Genomic DNA, 17,926 nt, shown 5'->3' on the forward strand with positions numbered 1-17,926 from the left:
CGCGGGCCCGCTGTCAGGCCTCGAACCCGGTTGCCCGCGCCCGCTTCTCCCACGCCTCGACATCGGCGCGCACCTGGTCCAGATGCCCGAGCACCGCGCCGATCGCGTCCTCCCCCAGCGGCAGGTGCAGCGGGGTGTTCTCGGCGTCGAGGGCGGCGAGGACGACGGCCGCCGCCCTGGCGGGGTCGCCGGGCTGGATGCCGGCGTTGGCGGCGACGGAGGCGCGGGTCTCGCTCACGCGCGCGTAGACCCCGCTGTCGGGGCTGACCCCGGCCCGGGCCGTGTCGAAGAGGGCGGTGCGGAAGGCGCCCGGTTCCACGACGAGCACCTTGATGCCGTACTCGGCGACCTCGTCCGCGAGCCCCTCGGACAGTCCCTCCAGGGCGAACTTCGTTCCGCTGTACGCCGAGAAGCCCGCGAAGGACATCTGGCCGCCCATGCTGCTCATCTGCACGATCGCCCCGGAGCGCCGCTCCCGCATGTGCGGCAGTACCGCGCGCGTGAGGGCGGCGGGCCCGAAGACATGCAGGTCGAACAGGTCGCGCAGTTCCTGCTCGGTGGTCTCCTCGAAGGCGCCGACGTGCGTACGGCCCGCGTTGTTGACGAGCACGTCGATCCGCCCGTGCCGCGCCACCACATCCCGTACGGCCGCCTGCGCCGCCCCCGTGTCGGTGACGTCCAGGCGCAGTGTCTCCATCTGGTCGGGCCGGGCGGCGACGAGGTCGTCCAGGCCTTCGGTCCGCCGGGCCGCGCCGACGACCACGTCACCGGCCGCGAGCGCCGCCTCGACGATCGCCCGCCCGAATCCGCTGCTCGCACCGGTCACCAGCCACACCTTGTTCATCAGGACTCCAGGAATTCGGGTGAGTTCACGTGCTTCCGTCACCGACCACCTTGCTGCCGCCGCCGGTTGCCCGTCCAAGACCCGCTCTGATAACCGTTGGTTATGACGACGGACGTCCATGTGCGGGACCTGCGCTACTTCGTCGCGGTCGCCGAGGAGCTGCACTTCACGCGCGCGGCCGAGCGGCTGTACGTGTCGCAGCCCGCCCTGAGCAAACAGATCCGGGCGCTGGAGCGGCAGTTGGGCGCCGAACTGTTCCGGCGCGACCGGCAGGGCGTCGCGCTCACCCCGGCCGGTGCGGCTCTCCTGCCGTACGCCGAGCGGCTGTTGGCGGTCTGGGCGGAGGGCGCGTCCGCGCTGGCCGAGGTCGGCGCGGCCGAACGCGGCACGCTGGTGGTCGGCATGAGCACGAGCCCCGGCCGCGGCGGCCTCCTGCCCGCGATCCGCTCCCGCTTCACGGCCGCGCGTCCGGAGGCCACCGTCCGGCTACGCCAGGTGAGTTGGGACGACCCGACCGCCGGACTCGCCGACGGCGACACGGACGTGGCCTTCGTCTGGCTGCCCCTCCCCGAGGCGACGAGCGGCGAGCGCTACGACTGGACGGTGGTCGCCGAGGAACCCCGCCTGCTCGCGCTCGCGGACACGCACCCCCTCGCGAGCCGCCCCCACATCGACTTCGCGGACCTCCTCGACGAACCGTTCCTCGCCCTCCCGCCCAGCGCGGGCCGCCTGCGCGACCACTGGCTCGCCCTGGACGAACGCGGCGGACGGCCACCGCGCATCGGCGCGGAGATCGCGAGCACGGAGGAGACGTACGAGGCGCTGGCCGCCGGCCTGGGTGTCTGCCTGGTCGCCACGGGCAACGCCCGGCTGATCACCCTCGGCGGGGTCATCACCCGCCCGGTGCACGGGATTTCGCCGAGCCGCTACGCCCTCGCGTGGCGGCGCGAGGACGGTGCACGCCCCCTGGTCCGGGCGTACGCGGAGGCGTGCCGCCTGGCGACGGGCCGCTGAGCGGGACGCACCCGCGGTACGGCTATGCGCTCGTCCGACCCGACTCCGGTGCCTGGGTACAGGGCTGGTCGGCCGAAGGGGCGGGTGTGGTCGTGGGCTCCGGGACGACGGGGTACGGCGTCTCCTTCACGGGCTCGCCCGGCGATCCGTCGCCATGGCCTACGCCGTCACCCTCACCACCGCCCTCTCCCCCGGTCACCGGGTCCGTCGGCTTGGGCTCCGAGACCACTGGGGGTGGCAGCAACGGGGAGTTACGCCACCAGCGACCGATGGCTGCTGCTCCTCGCAGATCCGGGCGTACGCGGCGGCGGGACCGTCGTCAGCGGAACGTGGCCCAGATCACATCAACCTTCTTCCGTCCCGGCGTAATCAACCGCCCCTCCGCGCTCTCAACAGGATGTGCCGGCACAACAGGCCGCCGCCCCGCCCGAGTTCGGAGACCGCCCATGAACCACCTCACCCTGGAACAGCCCACCGGCGCCCGCCTGATCGCCGACGACGACCAGGAGCTGGCCGTCACGGTCACCCTTCGCTACTCCTCGGGGGACCCCTTCGCCGTCCAACTCCTGTTCCCCGCCTGGATATCGCTCGACGGCAAGAAGGTGACGTGGACGTTCGCGCGGGCGCTGCTGGAGGAGGGTCTCGTGACCCCGGCCGGGATGGGCAACGTGCACATCAGGCCATACGGCCCCGCGCATACGGCAGTTGAGTTCCACTCTCCGGAGGGCATCGCGATGATCCGCTTCGACAGCGTCGCCCTGCACCACTTCCTGCGCCGCACGTACCGGGTGACCGAACCGGGCCGGGAGGCCGTGGAACCGTCCCTCGACCGCGGGCTCGCCTCGCTGCTCGACGGTGCGTGAGCGCGGGCCGGTTGTCCGTGGCGGCTGCTTCCATGAGGCCGCGGTTCCGCGCGTACGCCTTCCACGCCGACTGGGGCACCGGCGAGGAGGCGGCACTGATGGACAACGGCTCGGGGGACGACTTCTCCGTCGTCTTCGCCCCGGCCGGTGTGCTCGTCCGCGGCTTCGACCACGAGTCGGCGATGAGCCCGTACGCGACGGAGGACGAGCAGGTCTGGCCCGGCGTCGTCGACGAAGTGCCCGCCGCCCTGCGGCCGTTGCTGGACGAGCCGGCCTTCCGTGACGAGGGCCTCGGCGTCCCGCGGGCCACCGTCTGCCTGTGGCGCGAGACCGGCGACACCGTGTGGCGCGCCGGCTCGGCCATCGATTTCCCTGTGGGCCACGGGAGCCCGGACGGCTCCGGCTTCCTCTTCCACCTCCTCACCGACCGCTCCCCGGAGACCGTCCGGGCCCACTTCGAGGACTACTACGAGCGTCCGGTCCCGCCGGGGTCAGCTAGCCGTGCAGGAGACCGTGGGCCAGGTCCAGTTGCCGTTCGTCTGGATGGTCACGCCCCAACTGTTGCCGCTGCCGTTGGGTTTGGCGGTCAGCACCTGCGAACTCGGGTAGCTGGCCGCGATGTTCCAGGTCGCGATGATCTTCGCGGGCGACGGCACGTTCATCGTCACGGTCCAGGCGCTGGAGCCGGTGACCGCGACGTTGAGGTTGTAGCGGTCGCTCCACTGCGTACCGGCAGACAGCGTCGCCGTACAACTGCCGCCGCCACCGCCACCACCACCGCCGCCGCCGGTGCCGCTGCCGTCGGGGGCCACCGCGCGGCCCGTCGTCGGGGAGATCATTCCGGCGCAGAGGTTGCGGGCGGCCAGGCCCTGGGCGATGCGCGGGATCGCCGCGACCGTGTTGGCGGGCCAGTCGTGCATGAGGATGATCTGGCCGTTGGTGAGCCGGCCCGCCGCCGCGACGATCGCGTCGGTGCTCGCGCCGTTCCAGTCCTGCGAGTCGACGTCCCAAATGATCTCCGTCAGACCGTACTTGGCCTCCACGGCCTTCACGGTCGCGTTGGTCTCGCCGTACGGCGGGCGGAACAGCTTGGGTGTGCCGCCGCCCGCGGACGCGATGGCCTGCTGGGTCCGGGAGATCTCCGAGTCGACGGTCGCCTGCGTCTGCTGGGTCAGGTGCGGGTGGGTGTAGCTGTGGTTGCCGACCCACATCCCGGCGTCGACCTGCGCCTTGACCTGCGCCGGGTAGGAGGCCGCGTACTGACCCTCGTTGAACATGGTGGCCCGGAGGCCGTTCTGCTTCAGGGTGTTGAGGAGGGTGGGGGTGTTGCCGGACGGGCCGTCGTCGAAGGTGAGCCCGACGTACCCGCTGCAGGTGGCGGCCTGCGCCGGGGCCGCCGTACCGACGGCGAGGGTGCCCGCGGCGGCCAGGGCGACGACGGCGAGCCTGGCGACCAGGGAGCGTAACGAGAAGTGCGGTGCGGATCTCATGTGAAGTGGTCCTCCAGCCTTGGGAGTGGGGGCGGCTAGCTCGCCGTGCAGGAGACCGTGGGCCAGGTCCAGTTGCCGTTCGCCTGGATGGTGGCGCCCCAACTGTTGCCGCTGCCGTTGGGTTTCGCGGTCAGCACCTGCGAACTCGGGTAGCTGGCCGCGATGTTCCAGGTGGAGAGGACCTTCGCCGGGGACGGGACGTTCATCGTGACGGTCCAGTTGCTGGAGCCGGTGACCGCGACGTTGAGGTTGTAGCGGTCGCTCCACTGCGTACCGGCGGACAGCGTCGCGGTGCAGCCGCTGGAGCCGCCACCGCCTCCGCCGCCCCCGCCGCCCGAACCGGTGCCGTCCACTGTGATGTTGGAGTTGCCGCTGCTCTGGTAGCCCTCGGTCGCGAGGATCATGTAGTAGCTGAAGCTGCCGAGCGGCATGCCGGCGCGGGCCCAGGCGTCGAAGTGGTTGCCGGTGGTGATGGTGCCGCCGGTCCGCTTGGTCTGCCGGACGCTCCAGTACTGGTCGAAGGTCTTCGTGCCCTCCACCGAGGGGGCGTTGTACCGCGTGGTCTTGTAGATGTCGTAGGTGCCGCCGTCACTGTTGACGGTGCCCATGAACGTGCCCGTCGGCCGGTAGGTGCCCCAGTTGTCGACGATGTAGTACTCGACCAGCGGGTTCGACGTCCAGCCGTAGAGCGACAGGTAGCCGTTGCCCGACGGGTTGAAGGTCCCCGAGTACGTCACGCTGCGGCGGCCGCCGGTGCTCCAGCCCTTGCCCGCGACGAAGTTGCCGGTGTTGCTCCAGGTGGTGCTGTAGTTGCCGCCGGAGCCGAGGTTCATGGAGACCGACCCCGGGGAGTCGGTCCAGAACGAGTAGTAGTAGCCGTTGTTGGTGCCGGTCTGGTTCGTGGTGACGACCGTGTCGGCACTGGCGGTGCCCGGCAGCGTCATCGTCGCCAGGAGGGCCAGCAGCAGCGCGCAGGCACTGCTGACGAACAGCCGGAAGCGCGGCGGTGGTTGGGGGGTGCGCGCGGATGCGGGTGCGGGTGCGTTGTTCATGCGGGAGCTTCCTCCTCGTCCTCGTCACATCACGGTCACGACGGCGTCAGTGTTGGTCTGGCCCTGACAACTGTCAATAGTTTCGGTGTCGAGTACGAAATATTCGCTGCCCGCAATTGCTCGGATTGGCTTTCAACTTCCCAGCTCAGCAGCGCAATTGAACGATTCACAGCCGGTGGGCTTTCCTCGCTCGTGGGAAATCAAGATCCGGTCTTCGAATGTTTTCGCCCGAATGTTTCGAAGAATTCCCCGATCATACGGAGCGCGATTCCGCGGTCGTCGGTGTCACCGACCCTGCGCGGCGAGCAGGGCGGTCACCCCGAACTCGAAGCGCTCATCGAACGACGTCGGCGCGAGGTGGACGGCCACGCGGTGCAGCGCCGGGTGGGTTGTGTCGGAGATCGCGCGGGTCAGGGCGTCGCCCAACGGGCGGTGATCGACGGCCTGTTCCTCCTGGGTGAGGCCGAGGGCGAAGTAGACGACGGCCCATGAGGTCCACGCGGCCTCGCGGTCGCCCAGGCCGCTCGCGAGGAGTGCCTCCACCAGGCGTTCCGCGAAGGCGAGGGTCTTGGGTTCGGCGGCGTAGGTGCCGACGACCAGGGCCGCGCCGTCGCGGTGGGTGAGCAGGGCGCGCCGGAAGCGGCGGGCAAGTTCGCGGGCGCGGTCGGCGGGGACGTCCGGGAGGCCGGTGAGCGGGATCTCGCCGAGTACGGCGTCGGCCATCAGCTCCAGCATCCGGGCCTTGGTCTTCACGTGCCACTGCACGGTGTTGATGCGCACGCCGAGCCGGTCGGCGACCGCGCGCGTGGACACGGCGTCGAGGCCCTTCTCGTCCAGGAGGTCGAGTCCGGCGCGGATGACCGTGGCCGGATCCAGTCGGTCGCTCTGTTGCTTGTTGGTCACTGACCTAGTTTACTGCACACGGAGCTTCTAGGTCAGTGACCAAGGGTGCGGCCGGGGCTCCGCCATGCCGGTCGCCGGGCGACGGCCCGACCGGTCCCCCACCACCGAGAAAAGGGTGATCCCGTGGAAACACAGCAGGTCGTCATCGCCGGAGGCGGCCCCGTCGGGCTCTGGCTCGCCGCCGAACTCCGCCTGAACGACATCTCCGTCACCGTCCTGGAGACCCGCACCGAGATCGACGACCGCTCCAAGGCGCTCACCGTGCACCCGCGCGGCATCGAGGTGCTGGCCTCGCGCGGCATCCACCAGCGGTTCCTCGACGAGAGCCTGAAGATCTCCACCGGCCACTTCGCCAACCTGTCCGACCGGCTCGATTTCTCCGTCCTCGACACCCCGTTCCCGTACACCCTCTTCATTCCCCAGGCGCGCACCGAGGCGCTCTTCGAGGAGTACGCCCGCGACCTCGGCGCTACCGTCCGGCGCGGGCACCGGGTCACCGGATTCACCGAGCACGCGGACTCGGTGACCGTGCGGGTGGAGGGGCCGGAGGGGCCGTACGAGATCGGGGCGGAGTACATCGCGGGCTGCGACGGCACCCGGAGCACCGTGCGCGAGGCGGCCGGGATCGACTTCCCCGGCACGGCCTCCACCCACCTCGGCTGGCTCGGTGACGTCCGCTTCGACAACCCGCCGGCGCCCGGATACAACCGCTTCAACGAACGTGGCGGCCTGATGATCGTGCCGCTGCCCGACAACCGGTGGCGGATCGCGGGCACCACCCCCGACAGCGTGACCACCGAGTGGCCCGGCGACTTCACCATGGACGAACTGCGGCGGAAGGTCGTCGACATCACCGGCGAGGACTTCGGCATGCGCGACCCGTCCTGGCTCTCCCGCTACGGCAACGCCACCCGGCTCGCCTCCCCCTACCGGCGCGGCCGTGTCGTCCTCGCGGGCGACGCCGCCCACCAGCACTTCCCCACCGGGGGCGTCGGGATGAACGTCGGTTTCCAGGACGCCTTCAACCTCGGCTGGAAGCTGGCAGCGACGATCGACGGCTGGGCCTCCGACGGGCTGCTGGACAGCTACCACGCCGACCGCCACCCGGTCGGCGAGCAGCTGATGGAGCACAGCCGCGCGCAGACCCATCTCTTCCACGCGTTCTCGCCCGAGGGGCTCGCGCTACGCGACCTGCTGAGCCGGATGGTGGCGCAGTCGCGGGAGTTCAGCGATGTCCTGGCCGGCCGGCTGACCGCGCTGGACGTGGCCTACCCGAGCACCGACCCGACGGCCCACCCGGTGACCGGCACCCGCGCCCCCGACCTGCCCCTGACCGGCACGGACGGCACCCTGTTCGGCGCGCTGCGGGCGGACTCGTACGTCCTGCTGGACCTGACGGCCGACGGCGCGCTCGCCGACCGCGCGCAGCGGCGGGTCAGGGTCCACGCCGGTGCGCCCGACGGCACGCGGCCCGCTTGGTCGGACGTGCGCGCGGCCCTGATCCGGCCCGACGGGCACGTCGCGTGGGCCTGGGCGGAGGAGGACGACACGAAGCTGACGGCCCGGGTGGACGCGGTCGTCACCACGGCCCTCGGCCACTAGGAGGGATCAGAGTCATGGATCTCGGACTGAAGGACAAGGTGTACGTCGTCACCGGCGGCACCCGCGGGCTGGGCTACGCCGTCGCCCGTGAACTGGTCGCCGACGGCGCCAGGGTGGTCGTCACCGGCCGCGACGGGAAGCGCGCGGCGGAGGCGGCGGCCGAGCTGGGCCCGCACACGGCCGGGGCCGGTGTGGACAACGCCGACCCGCACGCCCCGCACCAACTGATCGCCCTCGCACGGGAGTTGTACGGCGGCTTCGACGGCATCCTCGTCAGCGTCGGCGGCCCGCCCGCGGGCGGCGTGGCGGCCACCACCGACGCGCAGTGGGCGGCGGCGTTCGAGTCGGTGTTCCTGGGCGCGGTACGGCTGGCCCGCGCGGCGGCGGCCGAGCTGACGGCCGGGGGCGCGATCGGCCTCGTCCTCTCGGGCACGGCCCACGAACCGGCCCCCGGCATGGCCCTCTCCAACGGCCTCCGCCCCGGCCTCGCCGGCTTCGCCAAGTCCCTGGCCGACGAGCTGGGTCCGCGCGACATCCGCGTCGTCGGCGTCCTCCCGGGCCGCATCGCCACGGACCGCATGCGCGACCTGGACGGCCTCGCCCCCGACCCGGACGCCCGACGCACCGCCAACGAGGCCGCGATTCCGCTGCGGCGATACGGGACACCGGAGGAGTTCGGACGCGCGGGAGCGTTTCTGCTGTCGCCCGCGGCGTCGTATGTCAGCGGGGTGATGGTTTCGGTGGACGGCGGGGCTCGGCGGGGGTTCTGACGGGGTGTCCACTCTCCGGACCGAAGATACTGTTATCCCTTCTCATTTTCTCATTCAAACGAAGGAAGGGTGTGATGTGCGGGTTAACCACCTCCCCCCAGGGCAGAAAGCCGTTGTTTACAGCAAAGAATGAAAAGGAAGGGCGAGGGGGTGGAAAGAGTGGAGGGGATTTTCGTGCCATGAGGGCATGCGTGGAGCCAATCGCCGGGTGCATTTCTTTCGTTCGATCATTGGTGAGGCGCATGCACTTATGCTGCGATTCCTTCTGGACCGAAGTCCTTCAGCATCGCGAGCGCCTCCTGCGGCTGGTGCGCCGCCGGCTGCCCAACCTGCATGACGCCGAGGACTGCGTCCAGGAGGCCATGCTGCGCGCGGCGACCCACCGCGACCTGGACCGTGACCGGCTCGGACCGTTTCTGACCACGGTCGCCATGCGGCTGTGCATCGACAGCTACCGGGAGCGGGAGCGCTGGCAGAGGCTGCTGCTGCGCATCACCGACGGGGAGCCGGAAATGCTGGAGGAGGCCGTCTGCGACCAGGAATTCGGGCGCTGGCTGCTCCGGCAGGCCGGCCAGCTCCGGGGCCGGGAACGGCAGGTGATGCTCGCGCGGGCCGACGGGATCTCCATCGCCGAGTTCGCCCGCATCAACCAGATCTCCGTAAAGGCCGCCGAGGGTGCATTCACACGTGGCAGAGCGAGGCTCCGGCACATGTGCACCCAGTCTCTGGGCGAATCCTGCGGATGACCGGAAAATGGTTCGGCATCCTGGCCAATTCCATGATGCCCTCTAGGGAAGGACACTCCGAAAAGTGGCCGACAAACCGAGCACACAGGACACCATCAAGAACTTACTCGGCGACATCGCCGACAGTTCCAACAAAGCGTTCAACGATTTCCTCGACCCGCCGAACAAATCCAGGAAGTCCGACTTCCCGGACTGGTTCGGCGCCGCCCATCCGATGGCGGCCCTCGCCGGGACGCCCCTCGGGGCACTGCAGGCGATGGCCGCGTTCGGCGGTGGCGGGCTGAACCCCGTGGCCGCACTCGCCGGCGCCAACCCGCTCGCCCTCCTGGCAGGCGCCTCCTCCGACCGGAACTCCAGCCAGGTGAACCCCCTGGCCGCCCTCGCGAACGCCAACCCGCTCGCCGTCCTGGCGGGCGCGAACCCGGCGGCCGCCCTCGCCGGGCTGGCCGGCCAGTCCACCTCCTCCCACAACAATCCGCTCGCCGCCTTCGGCCAGCTCGCTGGTGCGGCCGCGGGGATGCCCGCCGCCGTGGGCGGGCTCGGCGGCCTGGCCGAATCCCTGGTGACCCTGCCCCAGCAGATCGCCAAACTGACCGAGCTGCTGTCCTCGCTGGTCGGCGCCCTGGACACGATCAGCGATGTCGCGGCGAGTGCCGGAGTCCGTCCGCCGGCCAAGAAGGGATGACCGACGCCGTCCTGGCACAGGGCCGTTGACCCGCGGTCCGCGCCCGGCGGTCCGGGCCGGCTTCCGCAGAACCCTGAGAACCCTTAGGAGGGAACCCGCGTCGTGAGGACCTTGATCGGCGACCGGCTCCGGCTGGTCGTGAAGGTGCTGGGCAGTCTGATCGCCGACGAGGTCGGTCATACGGCGCGGGAACGCGGCAGATCCAAGGGGAACGGCCGGTCCCCGGCGGAGGAGGAGGAATCCGCCGCCGGGGACGCCCAACGGCGCGCCCGGGCCGTACGGAAAGCGCTGGAGAGCCTCGGCCCGTTCTATGTGAAGCTCGGTCAGATCCTGTCCACGCGGCCCGACATGGTGCCGCCGTCGATGATCGCCGAGTTCCAGAACCTGCACGACCAGGTCGACGTGCAGCCGTTCTCCCTGTTCGAGCCGGTCCTGGAGAAGGATCTCGGCCCCGACTGGAAGCTCGCGTTCGACGACATCGACACCACCAAGCCGCTGGGCGCGGCCTCGCTGGCCCAGGTCTACAAGGTGACCCTGCCCGGGGGCAGACCGGCCGTGGTGAAGATCCAGCGGCCGGAGATCCGTGAGGCCGTCCGGGCCGACATGGCCCTGCTGCGCCGGGCCTCCCGCATCGTGGCCCGGGCGGCACCCCGGTTCAACGAGGTCATCGACGTCGAGGCGATGCTGGGCTCGATCTTCGACGCCATGGAACCCGAGCTGGACTTCACCGGTGAGGCCCGCAACATGGAGGAGGGCCGGGAGGCGGCCCGTGACTTCAGCACCCTGGCCGTCCCCGAGGTCCTCCTGGCCACACCCCGGGTGCTGGTGCAGTCGATGGCTACCGGGATGTCCGTACGGCATCTGGACCCCAGGTCGTTCAGCGACAGCGAGCGCACGGACATCGGCAAGGACCTGCTGCGGTTCATGTACCGCGGCTACTTCCTGCAGCGGACGTTCCACGCGGACCCGCACGCGGGCAACGTCTTCGCGCTGCCCGGGGGCCCCGCGACGCTCATCGACTGGGGCATGGTGGGGCGCCTGGACAAGCGGACCAGCCTGCAGCTGCTGCCGCTGCTGATGGCGCTGGCGCAGAACGACGGGCACGGACTGGCCCGCGCCTGGGCCGACATGGGGAAGCTGACCGCCTGGGCGAACCTGCCGGCGTTCGCCTCCGACATGGCGGCGCTGGTCCCCAAGATCTCCAGCGCCTCGCTGGGCGAACTCAACTTCGGCGTCTCGCTCACCACGGTGCTGGAGAAGGCCACCAAGCGGGGCATCGGCTCCGCGCCCTCGATCTCCCTGCTCGGCAAGTCCTTCGCCAACCTCGAAGGCTCGGTGCGCTGCCTCGCGCCCGAGCTGTCCCTCGCGGAGATCTTCAAGGGCGAGGTCCGCGGCATCGTGATGTCCCTGCTGGGCGAGTTCATCTCGCTGGAGCAGCTGGGCCGTACGGCGATGGACCTCATGGTCACCGCCACCACCAGCCCCGAGCAGCTGCGCGGACTCCTGGCCGACGCGTCCAACCGCCGCTTCGCCCTCCAGGTCCACCACCCGAGGACCCCGGCCTCCCTGGGCGGCGAACGCGGCTCCTCCTACGCGGGATTGATCGCCCTCGGCGCCATGGCCCTGCTCCTGGACCACCGCCGCAGAACCCGCTGACCCGACCGGACCCCGACGCGCCGACTGCCGCAACCGCCCGCCAGAAACCTGCACCCGCCCCTCCCCCCTCACCCGCCCCTCCCCCCTCACCCGCACCCCACGCTCCCCCTCAGCCGCCCTCCAGCGCAGTCCGGAGGGCGGCCAGGGTCGCGCGCATCGTCTCGCGGTTGCGTTCGCGGCGGCGGAGTACGCCGGTGATCGCCGGGCTGACGGCGGTGAGGAGTCGGCCGGCGACCGGTGAGCGGAGGTCGAGCCATTCCTCCGTGATCTCGCATCCGCCGGGTACCTCCCTGAAGTGGTACGTCCACTGGGAGAGGGCGACGCCCAGGAAGCCGACCTTGAAGGCGAAGCAGCTTCCCGGGCGGGCGGAGACCACCGTGCAGAGGGTGGCCCAGGGCAGCCAGGAGGCGCGGTTGAGTCCCACGAAGCGGGTGCCCACGCGCACGGGGCCCGGGCCGCCCAGCACACGGGCGCCCCGGACCTCCGGACTCCACTGCCCCATGCGCGTCACGTCGGCCACGGCGGCGTAGGCGATGTCCGGCGGCACCCGGACCGTGACGCGTTCGCCGATCGGGGCCGGGTTCCTCCTCACGCGCGGATGGTGATGCCGTGCTCACGGTCGTCCGTGAGGATCTCCATCAGGGCGCGGCTGTCGGTCTTGAGCGCGGTGCGTTTGCCGGTGACCCGGTTGGCGATCTCGACCGTGCAGGAGCCGATCTTCGTGTTGAGGCAGTGTTTGATCCCGCCGGGCGGGTTGTAGTAGTTGAGGCCCACGAACCGTTCCTTGGGGGCGGTCATCCGGCCGCGGATGTCGACGGTGCCGTCGGACGTGGCGAAGTCCCAGTAGAAGTAGCCGAAGTCGGCCTTGGCGGTGAGCGCCTGACGCAGTGACACGAGCGAGTACTCGCGGTCGTCGTGGCGCAGCACGAGGAAGGTGACCTGCGGGATGTGCACGGGGCCGAGCTTGGCGCGGGCCGTGACGACCTCAAGGAAACTGTCGGGCTCCCCGTCGAACCCGGCGACCTGCCCGAAGGCGTAGTGGTCGGTGTGCCGGCTGCCCCAGTTGTGGTTCTGGCTGCCGGTCCAGCCGTCGATGTCGATCTCCTCGCCGTTGACGTCGAGGCTGCCGCTGTACCGGGCGAGCGGTGTCCCGACCAGGCTCTTCGCCTTGGGGAAGCCGCCCGTGTACATCCGCGGCGGCAGCAGGAACAGCGGCTGCTGGCCCCCGGCGTACGTCAGGTCCCAGCCGATCCGGCCGTCCGGTCCCCGCGCCTCGCCCTTGAGGCGGCCCGGTTCCAGCACGCGGTCGCCGACCCGGGCGCCGAACGAGTCGGTGCTGAAGTGGCAGTCGGCGATGGGGTGTTCCTCCTTGGCCACCACATGCCGTCCGGTGACTCCGTCGAACCAGATCGCCCAGAGTTCGCCGATGGCCGCCTCGGGCATGTCCGCGGGGCTGAACACGGTGTACCGGATCCAGAACGCGCGGGGTTCGGTGGGGTGGTTGCCCCGCTGGTAGAAGCTCTCGTAGTGACCGGCCCGCTGGCCCGGCCGGTAGCGGGTCCGGTTGATGTGCTCGGGGTCGAGGAGCGAGGCGTCGGCGTTCATGAGGTCCGTTCTCCCGGGTGCGGTCGGCTCCGGCGCGGGGGTGGTGTGCGGCGACGGTCTACTGGACATGGGCGGGCCGGGCGGCCGAGGGCGTCCGCTGATGCATCGTCATCAGCATTCCGTACCGCGGCCGCAGGGTGATGGTGGCGTGGTTCACCACCCGGTGAGAGGGAACATGGCGGAACTCCCAGCGGCGCACCAGGGCGCACAGCAGCAGATGCGCCTCCATGAGCGCGAAGTGCTTCCCGATGCAGAGGTGCGGCCCGGCGCCGAACGGCAGATAGGCGAAGCGGTGGCGCCCCTTGCCCGCCTCCGGCAGGAAGCGGTCCGGGTCGAAGCGCTCGGGGTCGGGCCAGTGCCGGGGGTGGCGGTGGATGTCGTACAGATTCACCAGGACGCGTGACCCGGCAGGCACCCGGTGGCCGCCGAGTCCGGTGTCCCGGCGCGCGAGCCGGGGCAGGATCGGCGCCGACGGGTAGAGCCGCAGCGCCTCCTCGAAGACCCGCAGGGTGTACGGCATCCCGGCCAGGTCGTCGGGGGTGGGCAGGGCGTCGCCGAGGACGCCGTCGACCTCGCGCTGGACCCGCTCCAGGACCTCGCGGTGCCGGGAGAGCAGGTAGAAGGCCCAGGTGAGGGTGATCGCGGTGGTCTCGTGGCCGGCGGCGAAGGTGGTGATCACCTCGTCCCGGAGTTCCCGGTCGGTCATGCCCTGGCCGGTGTCGGCGTCGCGGGCGGCCAGCAGCATGTCGAGGAGGTCCCCGCCGCCGGTGGGGGCGTCGGGCCGGCGGCGTTCCGCGATGATCCGGTGGATGAGGTCGTCGAGGCCGCGCATGACCTCGTGGAAGCGGCGGTTGCGCGGAGTGGGCCAGGAGGTGGGCGGGCTCAGCGGGTTCTGGAGCCGGTCGAAGGCGTAGTTGACGGCGACGTCCACCGCGTCCGGGCCGAGCCCGGCCAGGGTGCGGCTCACATCGGTGCTGAACATGCAGCGGCTGACGATGTCGAGGGTGACCCGCATCATCTCCGTGTGCAGGTCCACCACCGCGCCGGTCCGGTAGCGGTCGGCCATGTGCGCGATCTGCTCGGCCGCCGAGACGCCCATCGTCGCGAACATGCCGACGAGGGCCTGCTTGGTGTAGATCGGCTGCATCATCCGCCGGTTGCGCAGCCAGCTCTTGTGGTCGTCGCTGGTCAGCAGGCCCTCGCCGAGAACGAGCCGGAGCGGGTTGTCCGGCCCGAGTTTCCCGAACCGGTCGCTGTCGGTCAGTACGTCGGCGGCCAGCTCCGGGCTGGTCACGCCGTGCACGGTCACCGGGCCGAGCCGGTAGCGGACCAGGTCGCCGTGCGCCGCGCGCCCCCGGTGCATGGCCCGGAGGATGTCGCGCCGGAAGTCCAGCACGCTGCCCAGCAACGGCAGTCCGGCCGCCCGGGGAGCATCCGGCACCGCGCCGATGTCGAGTACGTCGGTCATCGCCCCGCCCTCACTTCCGCGCCAGCGCGCAGACCCAGCCCAGCGAGCGGCGCGGCTCCGACACGAACCGGGCGTCCTGGAACCCGGCCTTGGTGAGCCGGTCCACCAGGTCGTCCCCGGAGAGGATGTGCAGCCCCGCGCGCTCGGAGCGCTCCGTGAAGCGCCGGCCGAAGAACCGCTGGGTGAGTGACGGAGCGTCGGCGGCCTCCCGGCTCATCTCCAGCGTGACCGCCACCTGCCCGCCCGGCTTCAGCACCCGGTACGCCTCGGCGAGACCGCTGTGCGGATCCGGCCAGAAATAGAAGGTCTCGATCGCGCAGACCTGGTCGAACGAGTCGTCCTCGTACGGCAGTTGGGAGCAGTCGCCGTGCCGGACCTCGGCCCGGCCGCGCGCGATGGCCGGCAGATTGCGCCGTACGGCCTGCTCGACCATCGCCATCGAGTAGTCCACCCCGGCGACGAACCCCTGCGCGGCCCGCCGGGACAGCAGCTTCACCGCCATGCCCCCGCCGCAGCCGACGTCGAGCACGCGATGACGGCCGCGCACGTCCATGTGCTCGATCGTCCACTCGGTGAGGCTCCGGTGCTGCACCGCCATCAGGTTCCCGAAGAACCGCCCGGCGCGCCCGGTCGGCCTGCGGAAGTTGTCCTCCATGAGCTCCAACGGCCTTGCCAGCAGTGTGCCGATCATTGGTGTTCCTTTCCCTGTGGGCCCTGCGTCCGTGTGGTGCTGGGGGAATCGGTCGGGTGGTCCACGGCTCCTCACCCCCGGGGTCCGAGTGCGGGCCCCGCCGCGCGGCGGGCGGTGCGGTCCAAGGCCGCCAGGTGGGCCCGCAGCAGGGGCCTGGCCGGTCCCGCCACCGGCAGCCGGGGTGCCCGCGAGCGGTGCCAGGGCAACGGCTCGGGTGTGTCCGCGTCGCCCAGCAGGGCGGCGGCGAGGTAGGAGCCGTGCGCCACGGACATCGCGAGCCCGTGCCCGTTGCAGCCGCCCGCGTACCAGACCCCGGGCCGCCCCCGCACGGGCCCCACCACAGGCAGCCCGTCCGCCGTCACCGCGATCCCGCCCGCCCAGCGGTGCGTGACCTCCACCCCGGCCAGCGCCGGATGCAGCGCCCGCAGCCACTGCTCCAGCCGATGGAACGCGAACACCCGCAACACGGCTCTACGGCGGACCCCGACCCCGTCCGGACAGAGCGCGGTACCGCCTCCCACCACCAGTCGGCCGTCGGCGGTGAGCCGGAAGTACGGTGCGAGCGGCACCGCGTCGATCACCGCCAGGCCGCCGTGTCCGAGGAGCGCCCGCGCCTCGTGACCGAGCGGTTCGGTCGCCACCGCGTGGACTTCGAGTCCGAGGACCGTGCCCACCGGCAGCCCGAGCCCGGCCACCCCGGCGTTCACCGCCAGCACGGACTTCGGCGCCCTCACCGTGCCCTGGGGGAACAGCAGTTGAGGCTGCTGCCCGTCCCCGCCACGCACTTCCAGCAGCGGGCTGCCGCCGTGGAGCCGTACGCCCTTCGCCACGCAGGCCCTCGCCAGCGCCGCCGTCAGCGCGGCCGGGTCGAGGGTGGCCGTGTGCCGGTGGAGCAGGCCCGCGTGGTACGGCACGTCGACCCGGCGCCGGATGTCGGCGGCGCAGAGGACGGGCACCTCCAGGTCCAGGGCGCGGTAGGCGGCGGCCTGCCGCGCGAGGGACGCGAGCCCGGTGCGGGAACGGGCCGCGACGATCTGCTCCCCGTCCGCGCAGGGCACGCCGAGCCGGTCGCACAGGTCCACGACCCGTCGTACCGCCTCGGCACTCGCCCGGTGCATCCGGCGGGCGACGGCGGCCCCGTACCGACGCACCGCCCGGTCGACCGGCGGCCCCACCCGGGGCCCCAGCAGCCCGGTGCCCCGCCCACTGGCCCCGGCCGCGGGCCGCCGCGCGTCCACCACCACGATGTCCAGGGAGGGCTGACGTTCCGCCAGGTGATAGGCGGTGGACAGTCCTACGAGTCCCGCGCCGACCACCGCCACATCGGCATCGATCCCGCCGTGGACCGCGGGAAGCGGGTCCGCGGCACCGGCCCCGGCCGGGTCCCCGGGGTCCCAGCAGGGCGTGCCCGGTGCGAACAGGGTCACCGGGGCGCCCCTTCCCCGGCCCCCGACAGCGACCCGAACCTCCGGTCGTGCCAGAGCAGCGGCCGGCCCGACGCCACCTGCACCACGGCCACCCGTCCGACGACGGCGCTGTGGTCGCCGTAGCGGCGGATGTCCTCGACCAGGCAGACCGACCAGGCGAGCGCGTCGCCGAAGACGGGGGCGCCCAGGACGGTACGGACGGGGACCTCACGGAACCGTTCGGCGGGCAGGGCGGCCGGGTCCGCGAAGCGGGTGGCCCGCGAGAGCTGGCTGTCCCGGAGCAGGTTGACCGCGAAGACGCCCTGGCCGCCGATCGCCGAGAGGGTGTGCGAGCCGTTGCGCAGGCAGGCGAGGAGGAGGGGTGGGCGGGCCGACAGGGAGGTGAGGGAGGAGACGGTCATCCCGGTGGGGCCGTTGCCGCCCTGGGTGGTGACCACGGTGACGCCGGAGGCGAGTTTCGCGTACAGGCGCAGGCAGTGCTCGGTGTCGGGGCCGGGCTCGTCCCGTAGGTGTTCGCCCGGGTCCCGCGTCCGGGCCAGGGCGAGGTCAGCCATGCGCGGCGGGTGCGAGACCGGCCGGTGACACCGTGCCGAGCAGGCCCTGGAGGATCTTCTCGATGTTGGTGCGTAACGTCGACTCGGCCACCGGGTCGAGGATCTCCGCCAGCGTGGGGATCCCCAGGTCGAACGAGGCCCGGAAGGTGACGGTCGTACCGTCCCGGTGCGGCTCGCAGGCCCAACTCCCCTCGAAGGTCTCGAAGTCACCGCTGAGCTGCTCGAACGCGATGGACAGCGTGGCCGGCGAGAAGGTGTCGCGTTCCGTCCACCGCATCAGCCCGTTGCGGAAGGCGACCGTCCACCCGGAGACCACGGAACCGTCCGGCCGCGGCGGCTGCACCTCCACCGCGCGCACGGTCGTGGTGAGTTCGGGGTACCGGCTGAAGTCGCTGATCCTGCGGTAGGCGTGGGAGGGGTCGATGCCGGGGGCTGTCATCCGGACTGTCACGTGGCGCATGGGGTTTGTCCTTAGGGGGTGCGGTCGTGATGGATGTGGGGGGGGGCGGCCGTGCGGATGCCACGCCCGGTCAGGTGAGGTGAGATGAGATCGGGT

The 17,926-nt window shown here is 71.5% G+C and carries 18 protein-coding genes; 7 read left to right on the plus strand and 11 right to left on the minus strand.

What is annotated here, in order from left to right:
* Positions 1–13: 13 nt before the first annotated feature.
* On the minus strand, positions 14–844 hold the full coding sequence (locus tag OHT77_RS16995; RefSeq protein ID WP_328834262.1) for an SDR family NAD(P)-dependent oxidoreductase: 831 nt from the start codon (positions 842–844) through the stop codon (positions 14–16).
* A gap of 102 nt (positions 845–946) precedes the next feature.
* On the opposite strand from OHT77_RS16995, the gene OHT77_RS17000 reads away from it, so the two are divergent.
* On the plus strand, positions 947–1,858 hold the full coding sequence (locus OHT77_RS17000; protein WP_328829315.1) for a LysR family transcriptional regulator: 912 nt from the start codon (positions 947–949) through the stop codon (positions 1,856–1,858).
* A gap of 446 nt (positions 1,859–2,304) precedes the next feature.
* On the plus strand, positions 2,305–2,721 hold the full coding sequence (locus OHT77_RS17005) for an SsgA family sporulation/cell division regulator (protein WP_328829316.1): 417 nt from the start codon (positions 2,305–2,307) through the stop codon (positions 2,719–2,721).
* Positions 2,722–3,212: 491 nt separating this feature from the next.
* Here the strand turns inward: OHT77_RS17005 and OHT77_RS17010 are convergent, their stop codons facing one another.
* The 3 genes from OHT77_RS17010 to OHT77_RS17020 all read right to left on the minus strand — a co-directional run bounded on the left by OHT77_RS17010 (position 3,213) and on the right by OHT77_RS17020 (position 6,166).
* Positions 3,213–4,211, minus strand: coding sequence for a polysaccharide deacetylase family protein (locus OHT77_RS17010; RefSeq protein WP_328829317.1), 999 nt, complete (start codon positions 4,209–4,211; stop codon positions 3,213–3,215).
* A 35-nt stretch (positions 4,212–4,246) separates the two neighbouring features.
* The gene (locus OHT77_RS17015) at positions 4,247–5,263 is read right to left on the minus strand and encodes a glycoside hydrolase family 11 protein (protein ID WP_328829318.1); all 1,017 of its coding nucleotides are present in this window, start codon (positions 5,261–5,263) and stop codon (positions 4,247–4,249) included.
* 285 nt (positions 5,264–5,548) lie between these two features.
* Positions 5,549–6,166, minus strand: a complete 618-nt coding sequence (locus tag OHT77_RS17020; RefSeq protein ID WP_328829319.1) for a TetR/AcrR family transcriptional regulator C-terminal domain-containing protein — start codon at positions 6,164–6,166, stop codon at positions 5,549–5,551.
* 123 nt (positions 6,167–6,289) lie between these two features.
* Between OHT77_RS17020 and OHT77_RS17025 the strand changes: the two genes are divergently transcribed.
* The 5 genes from OHT77_RS17025 to OHT77_RS17045 all read left to right on the plus strand — a co-directional run bounded on the left by OHT77_RS17025 (position 6,290) and on the right by OHT77_RS17045 (position 11,625).
* Positions 6,290–7,768 carry an FAD-dependent monooxygenase gene (locus OHT77_RS17025; RefSeq protein ID WP_328829320.1) on the plus strand — a complete coding sequence of 493 codons (1,479 nt, stop codon included), beginning with the start codon at positions 6,290–6,292 and terminating at the stop codon, positions 7,766–7,768.
* A 14-nt stretch (positions 7,769–7,782) separates the two neighbouring features.
* Positions 7,783–8,538 carry an SDR family oxidoreductase gene (locus OHT77_RS17030; RefSeq protein ID WP_328829321.1) on the plus strand — a complete coding sequence of 252 codons (756 nt, stop codon included), beginning with the start codon at positions 7,783–7,785 and terminating at the stop codon, positions 8,536–8,538.
* Positions 8,539–8,729: 191 nt separating this feature from the next.
* Positions 8,730–9,284: an RNA polymerase sigma factor gene (locus OHT77_RS17035; RefSeq protein ID WP_266772105.1), complete on the plus strand. Its 555-nt coding sequence runs from the start codon at positions 8,730–8,732 to the stop codon at positions 9,282–9,284.
* 64 nt (positions 9,285–9,348) lie between these two features.
* On the plus strand, positions 9,349–9,969 hold the full coding sequence (locus OHT77_RS17040) for a hypothetical protein (protein ID WP_328829322.1): 621 nt from the start codon (positions 9,349–9,351) through the stop codon (positions 9,967–9,969).
* 102 nt (positions 9,970–10,071) lie between these two features.
* On the plus strand, positions 10,072–11,625 hold the full coding sequence (locus OHT77_RS17045) for an ABC1 kinase family protein (protein ID WP_328829323.1): 1,554 nt from the start codon (positions 10,072–10,074) through the stop codon (positions 11,623–11,625).
* Between the two features lie 109 nt (positions 11,626–11,734).
* On the opposite strand, the gene OHT77_RS17050 is transcribed toward OHT77_RS17045, so the two are convergent.
* From OHT77_RS17050 to OHT77_RS17080, 7 genes are all read right to left on the minus strand, one after another.
* Positions 11,735–12,217 carry an SRPBCC family protein gene (locus OHT77_RS17050; RefSeq protein WP_328829324.1) on the minus strand — a complete coding sequence of 161 codons (483 nt, stop codon included), beginning with the start codon at positions 12,215–12,217 and terminating at the stop codon, positions 11,735–11,737.
* Positions 12,214–13,230, minus strand: a complete 1,017-nt coding sequence (locus OHT77_RS17055) for a hypothetical protein (protein ID WP_328829325.1) — start codon at positions 13,228–13,230, stop codon at positions 12,214–12,216. The genes OHT77_RS17050 and OHT77_RS17055 overlap by 4 nt, the downstream gene beginning before the upstream one ends.
* A 58-nt stretch (positions 13,231–13,288) precedes the next feature.
* Positions 13,289–14,698: a cytochrome P450 gene (locus OHT77_RS17060; RefSeq protein ID WP_328829326.1), complete on the minus strand. Its 1,410-nt coding sequence runs from the start codon at positions 14,696–14,698 to the stop codon at positions 13,289–13,291.
* Between the two features lie 10 nt (positions 14,699–14,708).
* Positions 14,709–15,389, minus strand: coding sequence for a class I SAM-dependent methyltransferase (locus OHT77_RS17065; RefSeq protein WP_328829327.1), 681 nt, complete (start codon positions 15,387–15,389; stop codon positions 14,709–14,711).
* 71 nt (positions 15,390–15,460) lie between these two features.
* Positions 15,461–16,816: an NAD(P)/FAD-dependent oxidoreductase gene (locus tag OHT77_RS17070; protein WP_328829328.1), complete on the minus strand. Its 1,356-nt coding sequence runs from the start codon at positions 16,814–16,816 to the stop codon at positions 15,461–15,463.
* The gene (locus OHT77_RS17075; RefSeq protein WP_328829329.1) at positions 16,813–17,370 is read right to left on the minus strand and encodes a flavin reductase family protein; all 558 of its coding nucleotides are present in this window, start codon (positions 17,368–17,370) and stop codon (positions 16,813–16,815) included. Before OHT77_RS17075 ends, OHT77_RS17070 begins: the two co-directional genes overlap by 4 nt.
* Entirely contained in the window at positions 17,363–17,830 is a 468-nt protein-coding gene (locus OHT77_RS17080; protein ID WP_328829330.1) for a type II toxin-antitoxin system RatA family toxin, read from the minus strand. Before OHT77_RS17080 ends, OHT77_RS17075 begins: the two co-directional genes overlap by 8 nt.
* Positions 17,831–17,926: the final 96 nt, after the last annotated feature.

This window comes from Streptomyces sp. NBC_00252 (genome assembly GCF_036187565.1).
Lineage (GTDB): Bacteria > Actinomycetota > Actinomycetes > Streptomycetales > Streptomycetaceae > Streptomyces.